Here is a 22,981-nt window from a genome sequence, read left to right on the forward strand (position 1 = left end):
GGTCAGAGGTAGCCGAGCGCCGAGGCCCCGCCCACACCGCCGAGCAGCATGAACGCCGGCATCAGCACCTTCAGCTCCACCCAGCTGCCCGCACGGAACCGCATGCCCTTCGGCGGCCCGACCGGGTACCAGCGCTTGCGGCCCACCGGGATCGGCCACAGGATCGGGCAGCCCGAGACCGTCAGGGCGTCGCCGATGTCGTGCACCAGCGCGCCCAGGACGATGGGCAGGCCCAGCCAGAGGTACTCCTGCCCGGGGGCCGTGAAGAGCCAGTCCGCGCCGTTGCCCGGCTGGTCCAGGACGCCCGCGAGGATCCAGGCGCTGGTGGCGCCGAGCAGCCAGACCAGGATGTCGCTGGACATCCGGGCGGCCCGCCACAGCAGGCCTTCCACCGCGAGGACGAGGTGGACGAAGAGGATCGCGAGGACGGCCCAGCGGCCGCCGGTGATGGCCAGGACCGAGGCCCCGCCGCCGATGAGGACCGCCCAGAGCCAGGTGTGGGTGAGCGTCCGGTGGCCGCCCGACCGGCGGGGGTCGGCGGTGGAGCGGGTGGCCTTGTAGACGGCGTACGAGAGTTTGTCGACGATCTCGCACAGGCCCTTGGAGACCGGTCCGAAGGCCCGCGAGATGGTCGCGGACTTGTGGTCGAGGTCCGGCGCGAGCGCCGCGCCCGCGCAGATGAGCGCTCCGACGACGACGACCGGCCACGGCATCGGGTGGCCCGCGGCGGCGGCCGCCGCCCCGACGCCCAGCCAGGCCGCCGCTCCGGACAGCGAGTGCGCCGGTCCCATCATGCTTGTCCCCGCCCCATTCCTCCGGTGCCGGCGCTCAGTTGACGACCGGTCGACGCGACAGCGTATCGTCCGTGATCTTCGCCCCGACGGCCGGTTCCCTCATCCGAGCGGAATCCAGGCAAGATGGGGGCGTGACCCTTATCGATCAGCTGCCGCCGAACGCCGACCCCGACGCCCTCTTCGAGGCTTTCTCCTCATGGGCGGAGGACCGGGGCATCACGCTCTACCCGGCCCAGGAGGAGGCGCTGATCGAGGTGGTCTCCGGGGCGAACGTGATCTTGTCGACCCCTACCGGATCGGGAAAGTCCCTGGTCGCGGCGGGGGCGCACTTCGCGGCGCTGGCCAATGACCAGGTGACCTTCTACACCGCGCCGATCAAGGCGCTGGTGTCGGAGAAGTTCTTCGACCTCTGCAAGCTCTTCGGCACCGAGAACGTCGGCATGCTGACCGGCGACGCCTCGGTGAACGCCGACGCGCCCATCATCTGCTGCACGGCGGAGGTGCTGGCCTCGATCGCGCTGCGCGACGGCAAGTACGCCGACATCGGTCAGGTCGTGATGGACGAGTTCCACTTCTACGCGGAGCCGGATCGCGGCTGGGCCTGGCAGATCCCGCTCCTGGAACTGCCGCAGGCACAGTTCGTCCTCATGTCGGCGACGCTCGGCGACGTGTCGATGTTCGAGAAGGACCTCACCCGGCGCACGGGCCGCCCGACCTCGGTGGTGCGCTCGGCGACCCGGCCGGTGCCGCTGTCGTACGAGTACCGGCTGACGCCGATCACGGACACGCTGACCGAGCTCCTGGAGACCAAGCAGGCTCCCGTCTACATCGTCCACTTCACTCAGGCGCAGGCCGTCGAGCGCGCGCAGTCGCTGATGAGCATCAACATGTGCTCGCGTGAGGAGAAGGACAAGATCGCCGAGCTGATCGGCAACTTCCGCTTCACCACCAAGTTCGGCCAGAACCTCTCGCGTTACGTGCGCCACGGCATCGGCGTGCACCACGCCGGCATGCTGCCGAAGTACCGGCGCCTGGTGGAGAAGCTGGCGCAGGCCGGCCTGCTCAAGGTGATCTGCGGGACGGACACACTCGGTGTGGGCGTCAACGTGCCGATCCGTACGGTGCTGTTCACGGCCCTGACCAAGTACGACGGCAACCGGGTGCGCACGCTCCGCGCGCGGGAGTTCCACCAGATCGCGGGCCGGGCCGGCCGGGCGGGCTTCGACACGGCCGGTTTCGTGGTGGCGCAGGCGCCCGAGCACGTCATCGAGAACGAGAAGGCGCTCGCCAAGGCCGGCGACGATCCGAAGAAGCGCCGCAAGGTGGTGCGCAAGAAGGCTCCTGAGGGCTTCGTCGCCTGGAGCGACACCACGTTCGAGAAGCTGATCGCCGCCGAGCCCGAGCCGCTGACCTCGCGCTTCAAGGTCACCAACATCATGCTGCTCTCGGTGATCGCCCGGCCGGGCAACGCCTTCGAGGCGATGCGCAAGCTCCTGGAGGACAACCACGAGCCGCGCAAGGCCCAGCTGCGCCACATCCGCCGGGCCATCGCCATCTACCGCTCGCTCCTCGACGGCGGTGTGGTGGAGCAGCTGGACACCCCGGACGCCGAGGGCCGTACGATCCGGCTCACGGTCGACCTCCAGCAGGACTTCGCGCTGAACCAGCCGCTGTCGACGTTCGCGCTCGCCGCGTTCGACCTGCTCGACCCGGAGTCCCCGTCGTACGCCCTGGACATGGTCTCGGTCGTCGAGTCGACGCTCGACGACCCGCGCCAGATCCTGGCCGCCATGCAGAACAAGGCGCGCGGCGAGGCCGTCGGGCGGATGAAGGCGGACGGCGTCGAGTACGAGGAGCGCATGGAGCGGCTCCAGGAGATCTCGTACCCGAAGCCGCTGGAGGAGCTGCTCTGGCACGCGTACAACGTGTACCGGAAGTCGCACCCGTGGGTGGGCGACCACCCGGTCTCGCCGAAGTCCGTCATCCGTGACATGTACGAACGGGCGCTGTCCTTCACGGAGTTCACGTCCTGGTACGAGCTGGCGCGGACCGAGGGCATCGTGCTCCGCTACCTGGCGAGCGCGTACAAGGCACTGGACCACACGATCCCGGACGACCTGAAGACCGAGGACCTGCAGGATCTGATCGAGTGGCTGGGCGAGATGGTGCGCCAGGTGGACTCCTCGCTCCTCGACGAGTGGGAGCAGCTGGCGAACCCGGAGGTCGAGACGGCCGAACAGGCGCAGGAGAAGGCCGACCAGGTCAAGCCGGTCACGTCGAACGCGCGCGCCTTCCGGGTCCTGGTCCGCAACGCGATGTTCCGCCGTGTGGAGCTGGCGGCCCTGGACAACGTGGACGCGCTGGGCGAGCTGGACGCCGAGTCGGGCTGGGACGCGGACGCGTGGGGCGAGGCGATGGACGCGTACTGGGACGAGTACGAGGACCTCGGCACCGGCCCCGACGCGCGCGGCCCGAAGCTGCTGAACATCGAGGAGGACGCGGCACACGGCCTGTGGCGCGTCCGGCAGACCTTCGCCGATCCGAACGGCGACCATGACTGGGGCATCAGCGCGGAGGTGGATCTCGCGGCCTCCGACGAGGAGGGCCGGGCGGTCGTCCGCGTGACGTCCGTGGGACAGCTCTAAGGAGAAGAAGACGGTGACCAACCCCGCCGAGAGCCTCGTCGGCCTGCTCGATCTGGAGCAGATCGAGGACAACATCTTCCGCGGCCAGAGCCCACAGGAGTCGCTGCAACGGGTCTTCGGCGGGCAGGTCGCCGGTCAGGCCCTGGTGGCCGCCGGGCGCACCACGGAGGGTGACCGCCCGGTGCACTCGCTGCACTCCTACTTCCTGCGCCCGGGCCGCCCCGGCGTCCCGATCGTCTACCAGGTGGAGCGGGTACGGGACGGCCGCTCCTTCACCACGCGCCGGGTCACCGCGATCCAGCAGGGCCGGACGATCTTCAACCTGACCGCCTCCTTCCACCTCCCGGAGGAGGCCGGGCTCGAGCACCAGCTGCCGCCGCGCCACATGACGGACCCGGAGACCCTTCCGAGGCTCGCGGACGAGATCCGCGACCACCTGGGCACGCTTCCGGAGGCCCTGGAGCGGATGGCCCGCCGCCAGCCGTTCGACATCCGCTACGTGGACCGGCTGCGCTGGACCAGGGACGAGGTCAAGGACGCGGACCCGCGCAGCGCGGTGTGGATGCGCGCGGTGGGCCCGCTCGGCGACGATCCGCTCGTCCACACCTGCGCGCTGACGTACGCCTCGGACATGACGCTTCTGGACGCGGTCCGGATCCCCGTCGAGCCGCTCTGGGGCCCGCGGGGCTTCGACATGGCGTCCCTGGACCACGCGATGTGGTTCCACCGTCCCTTCCGCGCGGACGAGTGGTTCCTCTACGACCAGGAGTCCCCGATCGCGACGGGCGGCCGGGGCCTGGCACGCGGCCGCATCTACGACCGGGAGGGCAGGCTGCTGGTCTCGGTGGTCCAGGAGGGACTGTTCCGGAAGCTGTAGCCCGGGATCGTAGGGTGAGGGCACACCCGGCCTCGACGAGGAGCTGTTCATGAGCCTGTACGACATTCCCCTGCGCACCCTGTCCGGCGACCCGATCTCGCTGGCCGACTACCGCGACCGGGCCGTCCTGGTCGTCAACGTGGCCTCCAAGTGCGGTCTGACGCCCCAGTACGCGGGTCTGGAGAGGCTGCAGAAGGAGTACGGGGACCGTGGTTTCACCGTGCTCGGTGTGCCGTGCAACCAGTTCCTGGGGCAGGAGCCGGGGAGCGCGGAGGAGATCCAGACCTTCTGTTCCACGTCGTACGGCGTGACGTTCCCGCTCCTGGAGAAGACGGACGTGAACGGCGCCGCCCGTCACCCGCTCTACGCGGAGCTGACGCGGATCGCGGACGCGGAGGGCGAGGCCGGGGACGTGCAGTGGAACTTCGAGAAGTTCCTGATCGGCCGGGACGGGCGGATCACCCGCTTCCGTCCGCGCACCGAGCCGGAGGCCCCGGAGGTCGTCGCGGCGATCGAGGCGGCACTGCCCGCCTGAGCCGGCGGCCCGGCCGGCTGAGGCACACGGTGTCGATCATGTAATCTTTGCGGCTCCAGCAGAGAACGACCGAGGAGGTGGGCCCCATCAACGCCATGCAGGCAGGGTGCTCCCCCTCGACGACCGTGTGGTCCGCCCGACAGAGGTGACCACGGGAGTGCCCCTCGGCTTCCCGGAAGGTTCCATGTCGATCGCCCCTTCTACCACCCTTCGTTCCACCACCGTCTCCCGGCTCCGCGCCGCCGGCTGCGTGTTCGCCGAGGACGAGGCGGAGCTTCTGTTCTCCTCGGCGCGCAGCGGCCACGAACTCGACACGATGGTCGAGCGGCGGACCGCCGGTCTGCCCATCGAGCACGTCGTGGGCTGGGCCGAGTTCGCCGGTCTGCGTGTCGCCGTCGACCCGGGGGTCTTCGTGCCCCGGCGGCGTACGGAGTTCCTCGTCGAGCACGCCGTGGCCCTGGCCCGGCCCGGCTCCCTGTGCGTCGATCTGTGCTGCGGGTCCGGCGGGGCGGGAGCGGTGCTGCTCTCGGCCGTCGAGGGTGCCCAGGTGTACGCCTCGGACATCGAGCCCGCCGCCGTGCGGTGCGCACGGCGCAACATCGAGCCGCTCGGCGGCCGGGTCCTCGAGGGCGACCTCTTCGCCGCGCTGCCGGACGTCCTGCGCGGCCGGGTCGAGGTGCTGGTCGCCAACGTGCCGTACGTACCGACCAAGGACGTCGGGCTGCTGCCGCCCGAGGCGCGCGAGCACGAGCCGCTGGTCGCGCTCGACGGCGGCTCGGACGGTCTCGACGTCCTGCGCAGGGTGGCCGCCGATGCCCCCGAGTGGCTGGCGCCCGGCGGTCATCTGCTGGTCGAGACGTCCGAGCGGCAGGCCGCCCGGGCCGTCGAGACCGTCTCCGGGTGCGGCCTGACACCGCGGGTGGTCACGTCCGATGAGCTGTACGCCACGGTCGTCGTCGCCACCCGGGGTGACGGGGCGGCCCCCCTCCCCTAGGGCGTACGGGGCCGGACCCGGCAGCGTGCCGGGCCGGTCGCGCGGAGGGTGATCGCCGAGGTGACCGGCACCTCGGTGTCGACGGCCTCCAGGTCGTAGGCCTGGAGGATCATCGCCAGCGCGACGACCGACTCCAGCATCGAGAAGTGCTGGCCGATGCAGGCGCGGGGGCCGCCGCCGAAGGGGAACCAGGCGTAGCGGGGGCGGCTCGCCTCGGCCTCGGGCGTGAAGCGGTCGGGGTCGAAGCGCTCCGGGTCCTCCCAGTACGCGGGGTGCCGGTGGGTGACCCACGGGGCGACGACCACATCGGCTCCGGCCGGGATGGTGTGCCCGTCGATCTCGGTGGCGGCGACCGCGCGCCGGCCGATGACCGGTCCGGCGGGGAAGAGCCGCATGGCCTCCTTGAGGACCTGGCTCAGGTACGGCAGGGCGTCGAGGTCGGCGGCGCCGGGGGTACGGCCGGCCAGGACGCGGTCGACCTCCTCGTGCGCCCGCTTGCGCTCCTCGGGGTGCAGGGCGAGGAGGTGGAGGGCGAAGCCGAGCGAGGTGGCCGTCGTCTCGTGCCCGGCGAGCAGGAAGATGAGGACCTGCTCGCGCAGCTCCGCGGCGTCGAAGCTGCCGTCCTGCGCGCTCTCGGCCTCGGCGAGGAGGGTCAGCAGGTCCTGCGCGTCGCCGTCGCCGCCCGCGGGCGCGGCCGCGTCCGCCGTCGCGCATCGCTCGGCGATGATCCGGTCGCAGACGGCGTACAGCTCGTCGCACGCGGCCGCGGCGCGACGGTTGCCGGGGGTGGGCCAGTCACGGGGGATGTTGAGAGGGGAGAAGCCGCGGCGCAGGACGTAGTCGCCCATCACCGGGAACGCGCGCTCGACGATCTCGACGGCGGCCTCGACGTCGGTGCCGAAGAGGATTCGGGCGACGGCGCGCAGGGCGAGCCGGGTCATCTCGTCGAGGACGTCGACGGTGGAGCGGCCCGCGGTGCGCCACTCCTCGGTGACGGTCGCGACCTCGGCGGCGATGGCCTCGGCGTAACCGTCGACGCGGCGGCGGGTGAAGAGTGGCTGGACCAGCCGGCGCTGCCGCAGGTAGTCCTCGTCCTGGCTGGTCAGCAGGCCGTTGCCGAAGGACTCACGGACCTCCTGGTAGAAGGCGTTGTCCTTGCGGAAGTTGGCGGACTGGGCGGCGAGGACCTGCTGGACGCCTTCGGCGGAGAAGACCCCGTAGACCGTGGCGCGCACTCCGGGCGGCCCCGCGGTGATCCGCACGACGTCTCCGTGGGCGCGCTGGGATTCGAGGAAGGTGCCGAGCGCGTCGTTCCTGAGGTCGAACATCGAGCCGAGCAGCGGTAGCCCCGCCGGGCCCGGAATCTCGTCGGTGGTGGTCATACGTGCGTTACCCCCTTGATCGTCACCGGCACGGCGATTCTCCACCACCGCCCGACTCACCGGTAGCCATGTCGAACACCCGGCTGGAACAGATCTGTTGACCCGGCTCCCGGCGCCGCCCGGGGGGCTCGTTCCCCGGAGCCCGTGGCGGCCCCGTCCGCGCGGCGGCCCTCCGGCGGCCGCCACGACGTGCGGGGAGCCACGGGCGGTGCTGGAATGGCTGAGCGGCCACCTGTAGCCGGCGGGGGCCGCCCGCAAACCGGTCCGGTCGAGGCGGGAACCCCGAGCGCTTGGAGGAGTGGCCATGAGCGACGACCTGTCGGAAGTCGAGGCCATGGGCCCCGTCGACTACCTGATCCTGGAGTTTCCGGGCAACCGGATGACGGGCGAGGGTTTCCCCCTCCTCCTCGATCTGGTGGAGCGGGGCGTCATCCGCATCCTCGACCTGCAGTTCATCCGCAAGGACGAGGACGGGTCGGTCACCGCTGTGGAGCTGACGGACTTCGGCGGCGAGGTCGATCTCACCGTGTTCGAAGGCGCCTCCTCCGGTCTCCTGGACCAGAGCGACGTCGACGACGCCGGTGCCGCGCTGGAACCGGGCAACTCCGCCGGGGTCATCGTGTACGAGAACGTGTGGGCCGCCCCCTTCGCACGCGCCATGCGCCGCAGCGGCGCGCAGATCGTGGCGAGCGGCCGGATTCCCGTCCAGGCGTTGCTGGCCTCGCTGGACGCCGCTGATGCCGCCGGTCCCGGCGGCGGGGCGGCGGCCTGACGTGCCGATCGCATCCGGCATCCGAGCACACCCTGGGAGATGACTGATCATGCCCGGACTTCTCCGCGGCGTCGCCCGCACCGCCGTCGTCGCCGGCACCGCCACCGCGGTGTCCAACCGAGTGTCACGGCGGCAGGCGGGCCGATGGGCCCAGCAGGACAGCGGACAGCAACTGCAATACCAGCAGCAGTACCAGCAGCCGCCCGCGCCGGCTCCGGAACCGGCCGGAGACGACATGAGCGCCAAGATCGATCAGCTCAAGCAGCTCGGGGAACTGAAGGCCCAGGGCGTACTGACCGAGGCGGAGTTCGAGGCCCAGAAGCGCGCGCTCCTCGGCACCTGATCCCGCCCACACCGTGCACAGCGGCCCGCGGGCCCGCCCTCCGGGCCGACGGCGCTACTGTCGCAGCACGTCCTAGCGGATCGGCATCCCGGAGAGGGTGCGGGCGATCACCAGGCGCTGGATCTCGCTCGTGCCCTCGAAGATCGTGTAGATCGCCGCGTCGCGGTGCATGCGCTCCACGGGGTACTCGCGGGTGTAGCCGTTGCCGCCCAGGATCTGGATGGCCTGGCCGGTGACCTTCTTGGCGACCTCGCTCGCGTACAGCTTGGACATCGAGCCCTCGGCCGAGGTGAACGGCTTTCCGGCGGTCGCCATCCAGGAGGCACGCCAGACGAGGAGCCGGGCGGCGTCGATCTGGGTGCGCATGTCGGCGAGCTGGAAGGCGACGCCCTGGTTGTCGATGATCGGGCGGCCGAACTGCTCACGGGTCTTGGCGTAGTCGAGGGCGACCTCGTACGCCGCGCGGGCCGTGCCCACGGCCATGGCGCCGACGGCGGGGCGGGAGGCCTCGAAGGTGGCCATGGCGGCGTTCTTCACCCTCCCCCCGCCTTCGGCCGGGGAGGCCCCCACGCCGCCGCCCGCCTTCGCCTTCTCACGGGCTCGGGCCAGGCGCTCGTCCAGCTTCTCCTTGCCGCCCAGGAGGCAGTGGCCGGGGACGCGGACGTTCTCCAGGACGACCTCGGCGGTGTGCGAGGCGCGAATGCCGTGCTTCTGGAACTTCTGCCCCTGGGAGAGACCGGGGGTGTTCGGCGGCACGATGAAGGAGGCGTGCCCCTTGGAGCCGAGCTCGGGGTCCACGGCGGCGACGACGACGTGGACGTTGGCGATGCCGCCGTTGGTCGCCCAGGTCTTGGTGCCGTTGAGGACCCACTCGTCCCTGGCCTCGTCGTACACGGCCCGGGTGCGCAAGGAGGCGACGTCGGAGCCGGCGTCGGGCTCCGAGGAGCAGAAGGCGGCGACCTTCACGTCGTCGACGTCGCCGTACATCTGCGGGATCCACGTGCCGATCTGCTCCTCGGTGCCGTTGGCGAGGACGCCGACGGCGGCGAGGCCGGTACCGACGATGGAGAGGGCGATGCCGGCGTCGCCCCAGAAGAGTTCCTCCATGGCCATCGGGATGCCGAGCCCGGTGGGGTCGAAGAACTGCTGGGCGTAGAAGTCGAGAGAGTAGATGCCGATCTTGGCGGCTTCCTGGATGATCGGCCAGGGAGTCTCCTCACGCTCGTCCCACTCGGCGGCGGCGGGGCGCATCACGTCCTCGGCGAATCCGTGCAGCCAGTCACGGACCTGCTTCTGGTCGTCGTTGAGTTCGAGCGTGAACTCGGCCATGTTCCCTCCCAGCAGTACATTACTTGCGGTAACAGCAGTCTGTTACCGGCCGGTAGGAGCTGTCAACCTGCGACGGAGCGGCCCCCGCGGCGCGGCACCGAGTGCCGGTCGGGTGTTACGTTGCGACAGCCTCACGGAATTCGCACGGGCGGGGAGACACGCTATGGAGACCACACACCTGACCACCGACCAGCAGAAGCCGACCGACCAGCGGCGCCGCGAACTGCTGGAGGCGGCGGACCGGGTGGTGCTCCGGGACGGGCCCAAGGCCTCGATGAACGCGATCGCCGCGGAGGCGGGGATCACGAAGCCGATCCTGTACCGGCACTTCGGGGACAAGGGCGGGCTCTACCGGGCACTGGCCACCCGGCACACCGACGCGCTGCTCGCCGCCCTGCGGGCCGCGCTCGACGCTCCGGCCGACCGGCGCCGACGGGTCGAGTCCACCCTCGACACCTACCTCGCCTCGATCGAGGCGCTGCCGCAGGTCTACCGCTTCCTGATGCACCCGGCCGAGGAGACGCACCAGGCCGAGCAGGGCTTCGACGTGGGCCGCCACTCGGCGCCGGTGCTGCGGCGGATGGGCGAGGAGCTCGGCCAGGTCATCGCCGAACGCATCGACCTCGGCGAGGCCGGCGAGGCGCAGGCGCGGATCTGGGGCCATGGCATCGTCGGCATGATGCACGCGGCGGGCGACTGGTGGCTCGGCGAACGCCCGTGCTCGCGGGGCGAGTTGGTACAGGCGCTGGCGGACCTGCTGTGGGGCCGCCTCGCGGAGGCGGGCGACCGCGAAGGAGCCCCGGGGTTCTGAGGGCGCCCGGGTCGTGGGCCGGCCTCCCACAGGGCCCCGGACAGAGCCCGGGGCACAACCCCAGCGGCGCGTCGCCTTCCGGCCCGTAACCCCGGGTCGTCCCCTGCGACGGGTTTCAGCCCTTGAGCGAGTTCACACCCGTCCCCCACGGCTCCTTGCGGATCGCGCGCAGCAGACGTGACCTGCGCCACCCCGTCACATGGTCCGCGTAGACCCCGCCTTCCAGATGGTCGGTCTCGTGCTGGAGGCACCGGGCGAAGAACCCCGTGCCCTCGACGCGCGCCGGGGTGCCGTCCAGCAGCAGGCCCTCGACGACCGCACGGTCGAACCGCGGCGTCGGGGCCTCCAGACCCGGCAGGGACAGACAGCCCTCCGCACCCCGGATCACGTCGCCGTCCGCCTCCACGAGGCGCGGGTTGACCAGGTGCCCGAGGTGGCGCACCTCCTCGTCGTCCGGGCAGTCGTACACGAAGACCCGCAGCCCCACGCCCACCTGGTTCGCCGCCAGGCCGACGCCGTTCGCCGCGTACATCGTCGCGAACATGTCCTCGATCAGCCGGGCGAGCTCCGGGCCGAAGTCGCTGACGGGTTCACAGGGGGCGTGCAGCACCGGGTCGCCGAGCAGGGTCATCGCTCGGACGTGGCCGGAACTGCCGGGGATCGGCCGGTTTCGCATGGGCGTAAGGGTACGGTCCGCCGTGACCTCGTCGTTTCGCCGAGGGGCGCAGGGGTGCCGCAGTTCGGGTCCCTGGCCTGATCTCGATAGGCTGAGCCCGGACCGACGCAAGGAGGAACAAGGAAGATGTCAGGACACCCCGGTAATCCAGAGCCGCTGTCGCCACGCGCCAAGCTGGCCGTGACGGCGGGCAAGGCCGCGGCGGCGGTGTCGCGCGCGGCGGGACGCGGCAGCGGATCGGTGATCGGCGGCAAGGTGGCGCTGAGGCTCGACCCGGACCTGCTGGGCCGGCTCGCGCAGCATCTGGACGTCGTCCTGGTGTCCGCGACCAACGGAAAGACCACCACGACCCGGCTCATCGCCGAGGCGCTGCGGGCCAGCGGTCCGGTCGTCTCCAACGCGCTGGGCGCCAACATGCCCGCGGGTATCACCTCGGCGCTGGCCGGCGGCTCGGACGCCAAGTACGGCGTGATCGAGGTCGACGAGAAGTACCTCGCCGGAGTCGCCCGGGACACCACGCCGAAGGCGATCGCGCTGCTCAACCTCTCGCGCGACCAGCTCGACCGTGCCGCCGAGACCCGGATGCTCGCCGAGAAGTGGCGCGAGGGTCTGAGCGGTACGAAGGCGGTCGTCATCGCCAACGCCGACGACCCGCTGATCGTGTGGGCCGCCTCCTCCTCCCCCAACGTGGTGTGGGTCGCCGTCGGCCAGGAGTGGAAGGACGACGCCTGGTCGTGCCCCGCCTGCGGCGGTGTGATGCAGCGTCCCGGCGACGACTGGTTCTGCGGCGAGTGCGGTTTCCGCCGTCCTGCGCCGAGTTGGGCGCTCAACGGCGACCACGTCCTGGACCCGCACGGTTCGGCCTGGCCGATCCACCTCCAGCTGCCCGGCCGCGCCAACAAGGCCAACGCCGCGACCTCGGCCGCCGTCGCCGCCGTCTTCGGTGTCCCTCCGCAGGTCGCTCTGGAGCGGATGTACCAGGTGCAGGCCGTGGCCGGCCGGTACGACGTGGTCTCCTTCCAGGGCCGCGACCTGCGCCTGCTGCTCGCGAAGAACCCGGCGGGGTGGCTCGAAACGTTTTCCCTGATCGACCAGCCGCCGACGCCGGTCATCCTCTCCGTCAACGCGCGCGGCGCCGACGGCACGGACACCTCCTGGCTCTGGGACGTCGACTACGGACGGCTCGCCGGCCACCCGATCATGGTCATCGGCGACCGCAAGCTGGACCTGGCGGTCCGCCTGGAGGTCGCGGGTGTGGAGTTCCGCGTCTGCGAGACGCTCGACGAGGCGGTCCAGCTCGCCCCGCCGGGTCAGATCGAGCTGATCGCCAACTACACCGCCTTCCAGGACGTCCGCCGCCGCGTCGGCAACTGACCCGTAGAGGACTTGCAGCATGAGTGACAGCAGCCTGCGCCTGGTCTGGGTCTACCCGGACCTGCTCAGCACGTACGGCGACCAGGGCAACGCCCTCGTCGTCGAGCGCCGCGCCCGCCAGCGCGGTCTGGACGTCCAGCGCGTCGACGTTCGCAGCGACCAGCCGGTGCCGACCTCCGGCGACATCTACCTGATCGGTGGCGGCGAGGACCGGCCGCAGCGGCTCGCGGCCGAGCGGCTGCGCCGCGACGGCGGCCTGGAGCGGGCCGCGTCCAACGGCGCGATCATCTTCTCGGTCTGCGCCGGCTACCAGATCCTGGGCCACGAGTTCATCAACGACCTCGGCGAGCGCGAGCCCGGCCTCGGCCTGATCGACGTCACCTCGACCCGCGGCGAGGGCGAGCGGTGCGTCGGCGACGTCCTCGCGGACATCGACCCGCGCCTCGGTCTCCCCCAGCTGACCGGGTTCGAGAACCACCAGGGCATCACCCATCTCGGCCCGACGGCCCGCCCGTTCGCGCGGACCGTGCTGGGCAGGGGCAACGGCACGGGCGACGGCACCGAGGGCGCGTACAACGACACCGTCTTCGGTACGTACATGCACGGCCCGGTCATGGCCCGCAACCCGCAGATCGCGGACCTGCTCCTGAAGCTGGCCCTCGACGTGAACGCGCTGCCGCCGACCGACGACCGCTGGTACGAGGCGCTGCGCGCCGAGCGCATCGCGGCGGCGACCCAGCCCGCCTGACGGCCCTGAGGGCTGCACGTCTGAGCACCCCTACGCCCATTGGATTCGTAAGTAAACACAGTGTCCAATCTGCGGACATCCGGTTCGGCCCCGCCTCCTGGCACCGATAAGGTGGCGGGGATCCAACCGGACGACGTGGTCCGGGAGTCGGCCCACGTTGCAAAGGTATTCGGGCTATGCGCATTGGTGTGCTCACCTCCGGAGGCGACTGCCCCGGTCTGAACGCCGTCATCCGTTCCGTCGTGCACCGCGCCGTCGTCGACCACGGCGACGAGGTCATCGGCTTCCACGACGGGTGGAAGGGCCTCCTCGAGTGCGACTACCGCAAGCTCGACCTTGACGCGGTCGCCGGCATCCTCGCCCGCGGCGGCACCATCCTCGGCTCCTCCCGGGTCCAGCCCGCGCATCTGGTCGACGGCGTCGAACGCGCCCGCGGCCATGTCGCCGAGCTGGGACTCGACGCGATCATCCCGATCGGCGGCGAGGGCACGCTGAAGGCCGCCAACCTGCTCTCCCAGGCCGGGCTGCCGATCGTCGGGGTGCCGAAGACGATCGACAACGACATCGCCTCGACCGACGTCACCTTCGGCTTCGACACCGCCGTCGGGGTGGCGACCGAGGCCCTGGACCGCCTGAAGACCACCGCCGAGTCGCACCAGCGCGTGCTCATCGTCGAGGTCATGGGCCGCCACACCGGCTGGATCGCCCTGCACTCCGGCATGGCCGCGGGCGCGCACGCGATCGTCGTGCCCGAGCGCCCCTTCGACATCGACGAGCTGACCGCCCGGGTCGGCGAGCGCTTCGAGGCCGGCAAGCGCTTCGCGATCGTGGTCGTCGCCGAGGGCGCCAAGCCGCGCGAGGGCTCGATGAACTTCGAGGTCGGCGCCAAGGACCAGTACGGGCACGAGCGCTTCACCGGCGTCGCCAGCCAGCTCTCGGTGGAGCTGGAGCGGCGGCTCGGCAAGGAGGCCCGCCCGGTGATCCTCGGTCACGTCCAGCGCGGCGGCACGCCGACCGCGTACGACCGGGTCCTCGCCACCCGCTTCGGCTGGCACGCGGTGGAGGCGGCGCACCGCGGCGAGTTCGGCATGCTGACCGCTCTGCGGGGCACGGACATCACGATGGTTCCGCTGGCCCAGGCCGTGGAGACCCTCAAGACGGTCCCGGCCGAGCGTTACGCCGAGGCCGAGTGCGTGCTCTGACCTCCGTACCGACACCATGAGCCGCCCCCGGTCGCATCCGCGAACGGGGGCGGTTCTAGTCTGGTGCGGACAACAAGCGCGAATCGGGCTCCAGGAGTACACACATGGATCACAGCGGGCACGGCATGACCATGGATCTGCCGCCGTTCACGCTGGGACGGGGGCTTGAGTTCTCGCCGAACCTGTTCTTCCTCGTCGGCAGTGTCGTGGGGCTCGCGCTGTACGGCTGGGGCGTCGCGCGGCTGCGCGGTCGCGGTGACAGCTGGCCGGTGAGCCGGACGGTCTTCTTCGCGGTGGGTGTGCTCTCGGTGGCACTGATGATGTGCACCAAGCTGAACGACTACGGCATGGTCATGTTCAGCGTGCACATGGTGCAGCACATGGTCATCTCGATGCTCTCGCCGATCCTTCTGCTGCTCGGCGCGCCGGTGACCCTGGCGCTGCGTGCGCTCCCGGTCGCGCCGCGGGGCGACAAGGGCCCGCGCGAGCTGCTCCTGATGCTGCTGCACAGCCGCTACATGCGGATCATCACGCATCCCGCGTTCACGATCCCGCTCTTCATCGCGAGCCTGTACGGCTTCTACTTCACGCCGCTCTTCGACACGCTGATGGGGTCGAAGATCGGACACATCGCGATGATGGTGCACTTCCTCGCCGTCGGTCTGGTCTTCTTCTGGCCGATCATGGGCGTCGACCCGGGGCCGCACCGCCCCGGCTATGTGATGCGGATGCTGGAGCTCTTCGCGGGCATGCCGTTCCACGCCTTCTTCGGCATCGCCCTGATGATGGCGAGCCAGCCGATGATCAAGGCGTACGAGAACCCGCCGGCCTCGCTCGGGATCGACGCGCTCGCCGACCAGAACGCGGCGGGCGGTATCGCCTGGGCGTTCAGCGAGATCCCGTCGGTGTTGGTGCTGATCGCGCTGGTCTACCAGTGGTACCACTCCGAGCAGCGGCAGGCCGTCCGCAAGGACCGGGCCGCCGACCGCGACGGGGACAAGGAACTGGAGGCGTACAACGCGTATCTCGCCTCGCTCCGGGGCAGCGGGCCTCAGGTCTCGACGCGGGAGTAGCGCTCCGCCCGCCTCAGGGGTCACGATGAACGGGATGGCCCCGTCGGGAGGAGGCGGACCCGTGTCCGGTCCCACGAAGGCGATGAGCGTGACGACCGTCGCGGCCCTGGTGCTGACGACGGCGTACACGGTGGCGCTCGGCAGCAGCGGCTGGCTGTGGTTCGGCTGGGTGGTGCTCGGAGTGATCACCATCGGCATGGCGGCCGCAGACAGCGCCGTCCCCTCGGGCCCACGCCGCGGCCCCCGTCGCCCGGGCCCCCAGCCGTAGCCCCGGCTATCCGCGCGGTGCGAGCACGACCCAGGTCCGGCCCGGGGCGAAGTTCAGGGGTGCGCCGTCGGGTGTGGTGAAGGCGGTGCCGTCCTCGGCGGCCGGGCGGCTCCAGCGGGCGTCGTACGCGCGGCCGTCACGCAGGACGAGGGCGCTGCCGCTGCCGACGGTCTCGGTGTACGGGGAGACGCTGCCCAGGACGTCGTGGAAGCGGGACGGCCGTATCGTCACGTACTGCACCACGACGGTCGACGCCGTGACCTGGCCGGCGTCGGTGGTACGAGCGGGGCTGCCGTCCATCGCGACCCGCCAGGCCTTCTCGGTCGCGTTCCAGGTGAAGGTGTAGCGGGAGGCGGGGAAGCGCACGGTGCGCTGGTTGACCGGTTCGCCGCCCGAGGGGGCCGGTCCGAAGCGGAAGCCGATGTCCTTGGCGTCCTGCGTGTCCGGGGCGGCGGCGAGGGCCCGTCCGGGCAGCACGTAGAGGTTGTGGGGAGCGGCCCTGCCGCGGTCGCGGACGTAGGCGCCATGGGCGTCCTCGGGCGGCAGGGCGTGGAGCGGAGCGGCTTCGAGCAGCGGTTTCAGAGCCGTCTGGGAGCCGGAGTAGGCGAGCGCCGGACGCCCGAACTGCGTAAGGAGCTCGATGTCGGACTCGCGGGCGCTGCGCACGGGGCCGATCCGCTCGGGGAGGTCCGTGGAGTAGACGGCGAGCAGCCGGGTCTGGCCGCCTTCCACCTGTTCGACGTAGACGAGATCGGCCGCGCCGAGGCCGGTGTGCGGACGGGCCGGCGGCACGTTGTCGATCTTGACGGCGAGGACCGGCGCGGGCCGGGCGGGCAGTCCCGTGAAGGGGGAGAGCCCCTGCGGGACGGGGGTGGACGGCGCGGTGGGCGGGGGCGGCGTCGAGGTCGGGGCGGGTTCCGGGGTGCCGGAGTCGGCACATCCGTACAACCCGGCGGTCATCACCGCGCACAGCAGCACGGTGACGGCTGCGCCGGGTCGTCTGCGTGACGGTACACGCCGTCGTTCGGCAGCCATCGGGCCCACTCTCCGTCTCCAGTGTGGACCAGGGTCGCGCAAGTGGTTACAAATAATCATCGCTCTACCGAGACGGGGGCCACAGTTGTTCTATTACGTCCTGAAGTACGTCCTGCTCGGTCCGATTCTGCGGCTGGTCTTCCGGCCGCGCACGGAAGGCCTCGAAAACGTCCCGGGGGAGGGCGCGGCGATCGTCGCCGGAAATCATCTGTCGTTCTCGGACCACTTCCTGATGCCGGCCGTTCTCAGGCGGCGGATCACGTTCCTGGCCAAGCAGGAGTACTTCACCGGGCCGGGGCTCAAGGGCCGGCTGACCGCCGCGTTCTTCCGCAGCGCCGGACAGATCCCGGTCGACCGCTCGGGCAAGGAGGCCGGGCAGGCGGCGATCCGCGAGGGGCTCGGGGTGCTGTCCAGGGGCGAGCTGCTCGGCATCTATCCCGAGGGGACGCGCTCGCACGACGGCCGGCTCTACAAGGGCAAGGTCGGCGTCGCGATCATGGCGATCACGGCCGGCGTGCCGGTGATCCCCTGCGCGATGGTGGGCACCTTCGAGATCCAGCCGCCCGGCAAGGTGGTGCCCAGGGTCAAGCGGGTCACCATCCGGTTCGGGGAGCCTCTCGACTTCTCCCGCTTCGCGGGCATGGAGGGCGAGAAGGCCGCGGTCCGGGCGGTGACGGACGAGATCATGTACGAGATCCTCGCCCTGTCCGGGCAGGAGTACGTCGACGACTACGCGGCCAGGGTCAAGGCCGCCGAGGAGGAGGCGAAGGCGGTCAGCGCCGGGGCGCGGAGGAGGTTCCCGCGCGGTGGACGCTGACAGCGGATCAGCTCACGGCGAAAGGACCTGGGGCCGCCTGCCTCCCCCGCCGTAGCGTCACGCCCATGGGGCATGGGAACGCACTCGTACTCGGAGCGACAGGACAAGTGGGACGGGCGGCCGTGCGGGCGCTCGTCGCGGACGGCTGGGAGGTGACGGCGGCCTCACGGGGCGGCCGACGGGACGAGACATGGCCGGCGGAGGTCCGGTCGGTGGCCTTCGACCGGAACGAGGAGGGCGCGCTGGCCACCGCCCTCGGCACCGGATACGACGTCGTGGTGGACATCGTCGCCTACCACGCGGGGCACGGAAGGCAGTTGACGGCGCTTGCCGACCGGATCGGCTCGGCGGTGGTGGTCTCCAGCGGCGCGGTCTACGAGGACGACCGGGGCCGCAACTTCGACACCCAGGACGAGCCGGACGGCTTCCCCGCCTATCCGGTGCCGATCCCGGAGTCGTGGCGGACGGTCGCCCCGGGCGAGGGATCGTACGGGACGCGGAAGGTGGCGCTGGAGCGGGAGTTGACCGCCGCGGGCGAGGCACTCCCGACGACGGTGCTGCGGGCGGGCGCGATCCACGGGCCGTACTGCCCGGGCCCGCGCGAGCTGTGGTTCGTCAAGCGCGCGCTGGACGGACGGCCGGTGCGCGTCCTCTCGTACGACGGCGCGTCCCGGTTCCACCCGGTGCACGTGGACAACCTCGGGGAACTGGTGCGGCTCGCCGCGGCGAAGCCGGGGACGCGGGTGCTCAACGGCGGCGATCCCGAGGCTCCGACGGTCGCGGAGATCGGCGCGGCCATCGACGCCGTGGTCGGGGTGGAGAGTGAGACGGTGCTGATGGCCGGTGAGCCTGAGGGCACGGTGGGGCTCACTCCGTGGACCGCGGCCCACCCGGTCGTCTACGACATGGGCGCGGCGGAACGGGAGCTCGGCTACCGGCCGGTCGTGTCGTACGCCGAGTCCCTGCCGTCGACGGTCGCGGATCTGACCCGGCGGGTGGCGGAGGGCGCGTGGCGGGAGGTGTTCCCGGGCCTGGCGAAGTACGGGGTGGACCTCTTCGACTACGCGGCCGAGGACGCCTGGCTCGCCGCCCGCCGGTAGGGCGGAAGCCCTACCACGGGGCGAGGGTGCCGAGCGCCTCGTCGAGGACGCGGCGGAGCTGGAGCGCATCGGGTGCCACGGCGGTGACCAGGACCGCCGGCCCGGCGAGGGGGGCGAGGACGGCGTTCTCGGCGAGCGGCCGGGACGCCACCGGCTTCTCCTCGAACTCGGGGTCGACGACCAGGAGCTGACCCGTCGCCCGGTGTCCGTCGAGGACCGCGCCACCGTCCCAGCCACCGGGGGCGCCGGGTCCGTACGCCAGCTCCTGGTCGAGCAGCGGACGGCCGGCGCGGTGCACGGTGAGGCGGGTGGTGAGCGTGCCGGTCTCCTCGCCGTGGCGGCCGAGTACCTGCTCTTCCCGGAGCACGAGCCGTGCGGTGGAGGCGAGTTCGACGGTGGTGCGCATCCGCAGGTCGGATCCCCGGGCGGAGACCAGCTGTTCGGGGAGCCAGCGCAGCACGGCCCCGTCGCCGACGGTCATCCGGAGCTCGTACGTGGCGGGTTCGGCGCCGCGGCCGGGCAGGGCGACGGTCGCGGCGGCCGAGTCGACCAGGAGCCGCGCCCCGTCCCGTACCTCCGACTCGATCGCCAGCCGGTCGCCGCCGAGTGGGGCGCTCATCGCGCCTACGATCGTGACGCGGGTGTACGCGCCGGTGGTGCGCGTCCGGCGGAGGGCGAGCGGGCCGTCGCCGCGGAGGACCGGCAGTCCGCCGTCGGCGTCGGCCACGATGCGGGCGGTGGCGCGCAGGCTCATGCGGCGACGATCGCGGTCCAGGCGGCAAGCCGCTCGCGGACCCAGTCGGCGACGGGGGCGACACCGTCCTCGCCGGTGAGCGAGGTGAAGGCCACGGGCAGGTCACCGCGCTGCGCCTCGGCGTCCCGAGCCATCCGCTCCAGATCGGAGCCGACGTACGGGGCGAGATCGGTCTTGTTGACGACGAGCAGGTCGGCGGTGGTGACGCCCGGGCCGCCCTTGCGAGGGATGTCGTCGCCGCCCGCGACGTCGATGACGAAGATCTGGGCGTCGACGAGGCCCTTGGAGAACGTGGCGGTCAGGTTGTCGCCGCCGGACTCGACGAGGATCAGGTCAAGCGGGCCGACCGTCTCCTCCAGGTCCTCGACAGCTTCGAGGTTGGCGGAGATGTCGTCGCGGATCGCGGTGTGGGGGCAGGCGCCGGTCTCGACGGCCTGGATGCGCTCGGGCGGCAGGACGGCGTTCCGGAGCAGGAACTCGGCGTCCTCCCTGGTGTAGATGTCGTTGGTGACCACGGCGATCGAGAGCTGGTCACGCAGCAGTCGGCAGAGCGCGGCGACGGTGGCGGTCTTGCCTGAGCCGACGGGTCCGCCGAGTCCGATCCGCAGGGCGCGCCGGGTTCCGTCGGGGCGGTGGGCGTCGGCCGAGACCGCGCCGAGGTGCTCGTGGGAGTGGTCGAGGTGCATGGAAGGGCTCCTGTGGTTCTCGGGTCTCAGGACGCGAAGAGGCGGACGGGCCAGGCCGCGTGGTGCTCGGCGGTGATGTCGAGAAGGGGCGCCGAGGCGGCCGGGAGGGCGTCGACGCCCTGCCGGGCCGAGGCGGCGGCCCGCTCGGCGACCCGGTCCATCTCGGGGGCGAGGCGGGCGAGCACGGCGGTGGCCCGGAAGGGGTCGAGGCTGAGCAGCCGTACGGCCGCGGTCGCCGGGCCGCTGACCGTCTCGTACACGACGCAGTGCGCGGCGTCCTCGGGGCCGAGCCCCGCCGCGCGTGCGGCGACGCCGAGGACGATCGGCTGGTGCGCGCCACGCGGGAACGCCGCGGCGAGCGCGTCGAGTTCGGCGCACGGCCAGGTGGCGCGGGCCGCCCGCATCATCTGCCGGCCGAGCTTGCGGGCGACCGCGCGCAGGGCCGGCGAGGGCGTACGGGCGTCGGCGGCCGCGTCGAGCGTGTGCGGGTCGTGGCCGAGGGCGGCCGCGGCGGCGAGACCCGCCGCGGTGAGCCCGGCGGTGTGCAGCCGGCCTCTGCAGAACGCCGACAGGCTCGCCGGGTCCGTGATCCGTCCTGCCCTGACGGCGGCCTCCGCGCCTCCGGAGTGGGCGTGCCCGCCGGCCGGGAAGCGCCCGTCGGCGAGGACGAGAAGCGCGGCCCGGCCGACGCCGTTCGATGGGGTGGTGGACGTCATCAGAAGAGGAAGTACCGCTGGGCCATGGGCAGTTCCTCGGCGGGTGCCGGCTCGACCGGTTCGCCGTCGATCGTGACGGTGAAGGTGTCGGCGTCGACCTCGACCCGGGGCAGGGCGTCGTTCTCCCGCATGTCGGCCTTGGTGACCCTGCGGGTGCTGCGGATGGGGGTGAACTCCTTCTGGACGCCGATCCGTTGCGCGACGTCGTCCTCGATCGCCGCCTCGGCGACGAAGTTGAACGACCCCGCGGCGGCAGCCTTGCCGAGCGCTCCGAACATCGGGCGGGGCAGGACGGGCTGCGGGGTCGGGATGGAGGCGTTGGCGTCGCCCATCTGCGCGTACGCGATCTGGCCGCCCTTGAGCACGGTCTGCGGCTTCACTCCGAAGAACGCCGGGTCCCAGAGCACGAGGTCGGCGAGCTTGCCGGGTTCGACCGAGCCGATGAGGTGGTCCATGCCCTGCGCGACGGCGGGGTTGATCGTGTACTTGGCGACGTAGCGCCGGGCTCGGTGGTTGTCCGCACGACCGTCTCCGGGCAGGGAGCCGCGGCGCCGCTTCATCACGTGCGCGGTCTGCCAGGTGCGCATGATCACCTCACCGACGCGCCCCATGGCCTGGGAGTCGGAGGAGATGATCGAGATGGCGCCGAGGTCGTGCAGGACGTCCTCGGCGGCGATGGTCGAGGGGCGGATACGGGACTCGGCGAAGGCCAGGTCCTCGGGCACGGCCGGGTTCAGATGGTGGCAGACCATCAGCATGTCGAGGTGTTCCTCGATGGTGTTGACGGTGTGCGGCCGGGTCGGGTTGGTCGAGCTGGGCAGGATGTACGGCTCGGAGACGACGGTGATGATGTCGGGGGCGTGCCCGCCTCCGGCGCCTTCGGTGTGGTACGCGTGGACGGTGCGGCCCGCGATCGCGGCGAGGGTGTCGCCGACGAAGCCCGCCTCGTTCAGGGTGTCGGTGTGGATGGCGAGTTGGGCGCCGGTCTCGTCGCAGACGCCGAGGCAGGCGTCGATGACGGCCGGGGTCGCGCCCCAGTCCTCATGGATCTTGAACCCGAGTGCGCCACCCCGGAGTTGGGAGTACATGGCGTCACGGGACATCGTGTTGCCCTTGCCGAGCAGGCCGATGTTGACGGGGAAGGTGTCCAGCGCCTCGAACATCCGGGCGAGGTGCCAGGGTCCGGGGGTGATGGTGGTGGCCTTGGTGCCCTCGGCCGGTCCGGTACCGCCGCCGACGAGCGTGGTGATCCCCGTGGCGAGGGCCTGTTCGACGACGGTGGGCGAGATGAAGTGGACGTGGGCGTCGACGGCGCCCGCGGTGACGATCTTCCCGTTGCCGACGATCACCTCGGTCTCGGGACCGATGACGAGGTCGGGGTGGACCCCGTCCATGGTGTCGGGGTTGCCGGCCTTGCCGATGCCGGTGATCCGGCCGTCACGGATGCCGATGTCGGCCTTGACGACGCCCCAGTGGTCGATGATCACCGCGCCGGTGATCACGGTGTCGGGCGCACCTTCCGCCCGGGTCGTCCTGGCCTGGCCCATCGACTCGCGGATGACCTTGCCGCCGCCGAACACGGCCTCGTCGCCCGCGCGGCCGGGGCCGCCGGAGCGGTCCTCCTCGATCTCCACGAGGAGGTCGGTGTCGGCGAGCCGGATGCGGTCACCGGTGGTGGGGCCGAACAGGTCGGCGTAGACGGCGCGGTGCAGCTCAGGCACGGTCGCCTCCGTTCACGTCGAGAGGGCCGGCCGTCTCGCCGCGCAGGCCGTGGATGACGCGACGGCCCTGCAGAGGTACGAGTTCGACCTCGACCGGGATGCCGGGCTCGAAGCGCACCGCCGTGCCGGCGGCGATGTGCAGCCGCTGTCCGCGCGCGGCGGCGCGGTCGAAGTCGAGTCCGGGGTTGGCCTCGGCGAAGTGGTAGTGGGAGCCGACCTGGACGGGCCGGTCGGCGGCGTTCAGAACGGTGAGGCGGGTGACGGCGCGGCCCTCGTTGAGGGCCACGCGACCTTCACCGTAGAAGGTCTCTCCTGGGATCATCGGCTGC

24 protein-coding genes are annotated in these 22,981 nt (G+C 71.6%); 14 read left to right on the forward strand and 10 right to left on the reverse strand.

Annotation, left to right across the window (positions count from 1 at the left end; genetic code table 11):
• Nucleotides 1–2 precede the first annotated feature (2 nt).
• Nucleotides 3–794 carry a metal-dependent hydrolase gene (locus ACFUJR_RS09645; RefSeq protein WP_383170760.1) on the reverse strand — a complete coding sequence of 264 codons (792 nt, stop codon included), beginning with the start codon at nucleotides 792–794 and terminating at the stop codon, nucleotides 3–5.
• A gap of 71 nt (nucleotides 795–865) precedes the next feature.
• Here ACFUJR_RS09645 and ACFUJR_RS09650 point away from each other — a divergent pair, with 71 nt between their 5' ends.
• From ACFUJR_RS09650 to ACFUJR_RS09665, 4 genes are all read left to right on the forward strand, one after another.
• Nucleotides 866–3,439: a DEAD/DEAH box helicase gene (locus ACFUJR_RS09650; protein WP_383170757.1), complete on the forward strand. Its 2,574-nt coding sequence runs from the start codon at nucleotides 866–868 to the stop codon at nucleotides 3,437–3,439.
• A 13-nt stretch (nucleotides 3,440–3,452) separates the two neighbouring features.
• Entirely contained in the window at nucleotides 3,453–4,316 is an 864-nt protein-coding gene (locus ACFUJR_RS09655) for an acyl-CoA thioesterase (protein ID WP_383170754.1), read from the forward strand.
• Nucleotides 4,317–4,365: 49 nt separating this feature from the next.
• Nucleotides 4,366–4,851: a glutathione peroxidase gene (locus ACFUJR_RS09660; RefSeq protein ID WP_383170751.1), complete on the forward strand. Its 486-nt coding sequence runs from the start codon at nucleotides 4,366–4,368 to the stop codon at nucleotides 4,849–4,851.
• 184 nt (nucleotides 4,852–5,035) lie between these two features.
• Complete coding sequence (locus tag ACFUJR_RS09665) at nucleotides 5,036–5,845, forward strand: putative protein N(5)-glutamine methyltransferase (protein WP_383170748.1); 810 nt, start codon at nucleotides 5,036–5,038, stop codon at nucleotides 5,843–5,845.
• On the opposite strand, the gene ACFUJR_RS09670 is transcribed toward ACFUJR_RS09665, so the two are convergent.
• Nucleotides 5,842–7,227 carry a cytochrome P450 gene (locus tag ACFUJR_RS09670; protein WP_383170745.1) on the reverse strand — a complete coding sequence of 462 codons (1,386 nt, stop codon included), beginning with the start codon at nucleotides 7,225–7,227 and terminating at the stop codon, nucleotides 5,842–5,844. The genes ACFUJR_RS09665 and ACFUJR_RS09670 overlap by 4 nt on opposite strands.
• Before the next feature lie 304 nt (nucleotides 7,228–7,531).
• Here ACFUJR_RS09670 and ACFUJR_RS09675 point away from each other — a divergent pair, with 304 nt between their 5' ends.
• Both ACFUJR_RS09675 and ACFUJR_RS09680 read left to right on the forward strand, forming a co-directional pair.
• Nucleotides 7,532–7,999 (forward strand): DUF6325 family protein, encoded by a 468-nt coding sequence (locus ACFUJR_RS09675; RefSeq protein WP_383170743.1) that lies wholly within the window; start codon nucleotides 7,532–7,534, stop codon nucleotides 7,997–7,999.
• A gap of 49 nt (nucleotides 8,000–8,048) precedes the next feature.
• Entirely contained in the window at nucleotides 8,049–8,342 is a 294-nt protein-coding gene (locus tag ACFUJR_RS09680; RefSeq protein ID WP_383170740.1) for an SHOCT domain-containing protein, read from the forward strand.
• Nucleotides 8,343–8,414: 72 nt separating this feature from the next.
• Here the strand turns inward: ACFUJR_RS09680 and ACFUJR_RS09685 are convergent, their stop codons facing one another.
• Nucleotides 8,415–9,671 carry an acyl-CoA dehydrogenase family protein gene (locus tag ACFUJR_RS09685; protein ID WP_383170737.1) on the reverse strand — a complete coding sequence of 419 codons (1,257 nt, stop codon included), beginning with the start codon at nucleotides 9,669–9,671 and terminating at the stop codon, nucleotides 8,415–8,417.
• Nucleotides 9,672–9,834: 163 nt separating this feature from the next.
• Between ACFUJR_RS09685 and ACFUJR_RS09690 the strand changes: the two genes are divergently transcribed.
• The gene (locus ACFUJR_RS09690; RefSeq protein WP_383170734.1) at nucleotides 9,835–10,482 is read left to right on the forward strand and encodes a TetR family transcriptional regulator; all 648 of its coding nucleotides are present in this window, start codon (nucleotides 9,835–9,837) and stop codon (nucleotides 10,480–10,482) included.
• A 115-nt stretch (nucleotides 10,483–10,597) separates the two neighbouring features.
• Here ACFUJR_RS09690 and def read toward each other — a convergent pair whose 3' ends face one another.
• On the reverse strand, nucleotides 10,598–11,158 hold the full coding sequence (gene def / locus ACFUJR_RS09695; protein ID WP_383170731.1) for a peptide deformylase: 561 nt from the start codon (nucleotides 11,156–11,158) through the stop codon (nucleotides 10,598–10,600).
• A 126-nt stretch (nucleotides 11,159–11,284) separates the two neighbouring features.
• Between def and ACFUJR_RS09700 the strand changes: the two genes are divergently transcribed.
• The 5 genes from ACFUJR_RS09700 to ACFUJR_RS09720 all read left to right on the forward strand — a co-directional run bounded on the left by ACFUJR_RS09700 (nucleotide 11,285) and on the right by ACFUJR_RS09720 (nucleotide 15,823).
• Nucleotides 11,285–12,532, forward strand: coding sequence for a MurT ligase domain-containing protein (locus ACFUJR_RS09700; RefSeq protein WP_352190991.1), 1,248 nt, complete (start codon nucleotides 11,285–11,287; stop codon nucleotides 12,530–12,532).
• Nucleotides 12,533–12,551: 19 nt separating this feature from the next.
• Nucleotides 12,552–13,280, forward strand: a complete 729-nt coding sequence (locus tag ACFUJR_RS09705) for a type 1 glutamine amidotransferase (RefSeq protein WP_383170727.1) — start codon at nucleotides 12,552–12,554, stop codon at nucleotides 13,278–13,280.
• Between the two features lie 176 nt (nucleotides 13,281–13,456).
• A complete protein-coding gene (locus tag ACFUJR_RS09710) occupies nucleotides 13,457–14,482 on the forward strand; it encodes a 6-phosphofructokinase (RefSeq protein ID WP_383170724.1) in 1,026 nt (341 codons plus the stop codon).
• A gap of 104 nt (nucleotides 14,483–14,586) precedes the next feature.
• Complete coding sequence (locus tag ACFUJR_RS09715; RefSeq protein ID WP_383170722.1) at nucleotides 14,587–15,555, forward strand: cytochrome c oxidase assembly protein; 969 nt, start codon at nucleotides 14,587–14,589, stop codon at nucleotides 15,553–15,555.
• Between the two features lie 61 nt (nucleotides 15,556–15,616).
• Entirely contained in the window at nucleotides 15,617–15,823 is a 207-nt protein-coding gene (locus ACFUJR_RS09720) for a hypothetical protein (protein ID WP_383170763.1), read from the forward strand.
• A gap of 6 nt (nucleotides 15,824–15,829) precedes the next feature.
• Here the strand turns inward: ACFUJR_RS09720 and ACFUJR_RS09725 are convergent, their stop codons facing one another.
• On the reverse strand, nucleotides 15,830–16,858 hold the full coding sequence (locus ACFUJR_RS09725) for a DUF3048 domain-containing protein (protein WP_383170719.1): 1,029 nt from the start codon (nucleotides 16,856–16,858) through the stop codon (nucleotides 15,830–15,832).
• An 85-nt stretch (nucleotides 16,859–16,943) separates the two neighbouring features.
• On the opposite strand from ACFUJR_RS09725, the gene ACFUJR_RS09730 reads away from it, so the two are divergent.
• Together ACFUJR_RS09730 and ACFUJR_RS09735 are read left to right on the forward strand one after the other, a co-directional pair.
• Complete coding sequence (locus ACFUJR_RS09730) at nucleotides 16,944–17,675, forward strand: lysophospholipid acyltransferase family protein (protein ID WP_383170717.1); 732 nt, start codon at nucleotides 16,944–16,946, stop codon at nucleotides 17,673–17,675.
• A gap of 65 nt (nucleotides 17,676–17,740) precedes the next feature.
• The gene (locus ACFUJR_RS09735; protein ID WP_383170714.1) at nucleotides 17,741–18,775 is read left to right on the forward strand and encodes an NAD-dependent epimerase/dehydratase family protein; all 1,035 of its coding nucleotides are present in this window, start codon (nucleotides 17,741–17,743) and stop codon (nucleotides 18,773–18,775) included.
• Between the two features lie 10 nt (nucleotides 18,776–18,785).
• Here ACFUJR_RS09735 and ACFUJR_RS09740 read toward each other — a convergent pair whose 3' ends face one another.
• The 5 genes from ACFUJR_RS09740 to ACFUJR_RS09760 are packed head-to-tail and all read right to left on the reverse strand — an operon-like array spanning nucleotide 18,786 to nucleotide 22,974.
• Nucleotides 18,786–19,529, reverse strand: a complete 744-nt coding sequence (locus ACFUJR_RS09740) for an urease accessory protein UreD (protein ID WP_383170711.1) — start codon at nucleotides 19,527–19,529, stop codon at nucleotides 18,786–18,788.
• Nucleotides 19,526–20,215 (reverse strand): urease accessory protein UreG, encoded by a 690-nt coding sequence (gene ureG / locus ACFUJR_RS09745; RefSeq protein WP_383170708.1) that lies wholly within the window; start codon nucleotides 20,213–20,215, stop codon nucleotides 19,526–19,528. Before ureG ends, ACFUJR_RS09740 begins: the two co-directional genes overlap by 4 nt.
• 26 nt (nucleotides 20,216–20,241) lie before the next feature.
• The gene (locus ACFUJR_RS09750) at nucleotides 20,242–20,931 is read right to left on the reverse strand and encodes an urease accessory protein UreF (RefSeq protein ID WP_383170705.1); all 690 of its coding nucleotides are present in this window, start codon (nucleotides 20,929–20,931) and stop codon (nucleotides 20,242–20,244) included.
• A complete protein-coding gene (locus ACFUJR_RS09755) occupies nucleotides 20,931–22,652 on the reverse strand; it encodes an urease subunit alpha (protein ID WP_383170702.1) in 1,722 nt (573 codons plus the stop codon). Before ACFUJR_RS09755 ends, ACFUJR_RS09750 begins: the two co-directional genes overlap by 1 nt.
• A complete protein-coding gene (locus tag ACFUJR_RS09760; RefSeq protein WP_383170699.1) occupies nucleotides 22,645–22,974 on the reverse strand; it encodes an urease subunit beta in 330 nt (109 codons plus the stop codon). The genes ACFUJR_RS09755 and ACFUJR_RS09760 overlap by 8 nt, the downstream gene beginning before the upstream one ends.
• Between the last annotated feature and the right edge of the window lie 7 nt (nucleotides 22,975–22,981).

The organism is Streptomyces sp. NPDC057271, from assembly GCF_042668715.1.
GTDB lineage: Bacteria > Actinomycetota > Actinomycetes > Streptomycetales > Streptomycetaceae > Streptomyces.

Coding starts and splice junctions, on each gene's coding strand:
- ACFUJR_RS09645 (WP_383170760.1), bottom strand. CDS start 794: ATGATGGGACCGGCGCACTCGCTGTCCGGAGCGGCGGCCTGGCTGGGC.
- ACFUJR_RS09680 (WP_383170740.1), top strand. CDS start 8,049: ATGCCCGGACTTCTCCGCGGCGTCGCCCGCACCGCCGTCGTCGCCGGC.
- ACFUJR_RS09685 (WP_383170737.1), bottom strand. CDS start 9,671: ATGGCCGAGTTCACGCTCGAACTCAACGACGACCAGAAGCAGGTCCGT.
- ACFUJR_RS09700 (WP_352190991.1), top strand. CDS start 11,285: ATGTCAGGACACCCCGGTAATCCAGAGCCGCTGTCGCCACGCGCCAAG.
- ACFUJR_RS09735 (WP_383170714.1), top strand. CDS start 17,741: ATGGGGCATGGGAACGCACTCGTACTCGGAGCGACAGGACAAGTGGGA.
- ACFUJR_RS09715 (WP_383170722.1), top strand. CDS start 14,587: ATGGATCACAGCGGGCACGGCATGACCATGGATCTGCCGCCGTTCACG.
- ACFUJR_RS09660 (WP_383170751.1), top strand. CDS start 4,366: ATGAGCCTGTACGACATTCCCCTGCGCACCCTGTCCGGCGACCCGATC.
- ACFUJR_RS09740 (WP_383170711.1), bottom strand. CDS start 19,529: ATGAGCCTGCGCGCCACCGCCCGCATCGTGGCCGACGCCGACGGCGGA.
- ACFUJR_RS09665 (WP_383170748.1), top strand. CDS start 5,036: ATGTCGATCGCCCCTTCTACCACCCTTCGTTCCACCACCGTCTCCCGG.
- ACFUJR_RS09725 (WP_383170719.1), bottom strand. CDS start 16,858: ATGGCTGCCGAACGACGGCGTGTACCGTCACGCAGACGACCCGGCGCA.
- ACFUJR_RS09690 (WP_383170734.1), top strand. CDS start 9,835: ATGGAGACCACACACCTGACCACCGACCAGCAGAAGCCGACCGACCAG.
- ACFUJR_RS09710 (WP_383170724.1), top strand. CDS start 13,457: ATGCGCATTGGTGTGCTCACCTCCGGAGGCGACTGCCCCGGTCTGAAC.
- def (WP_383170731.1), bottom strand. CDS start 11,158: ATGCGAAACCGGCCGATCCCCGGCAGTTCCGGCCACGTCCGAGCGATG.
- ACFUJR_RS09675 (WP_383170743.1), top strand. CDS start 7,532: ATGAGCGACGACCTGTCGGAAGTCGAGGCCATGGGCCCCGTCGACTAC.
- ACFUJR_RS09760 (WP_383170699.1), bottom strand. CDS start 22,974: ATGATCCCAGGAGAGACCTTCTACGGTGAAGGTCGCGTGGCCCTCAAC.
- ACFUJR_RS09670 (WP_383170745.1), bottom strand. CDS start 7,227: ATGACCACCACCGACGAGATTCCGGGCCCGGCGGGGCTACCGCTGCTC.
- ureG (WP_383170708.1), bottom strand. CDS start 20,215: ATGCACCTCGACCACTCCCACGAGCACCTCGGCGCGGTCTCGGCCGAC.
- ACFUJR_RS09705 (WP_383170727.1), top strand. CDS start 12,552: ATGAGTGACAGCAGCCTGCGCCTGGTCTGGGTCTACCCGGACCTGCTC.
- ACFUJR_RS09750 (WP_383170705.1), bottom strand. CDS start 20,931: ATGACGTCCACCACCCCATCGAACGGCGTCGGCCGGGCCGCGCTTCTC.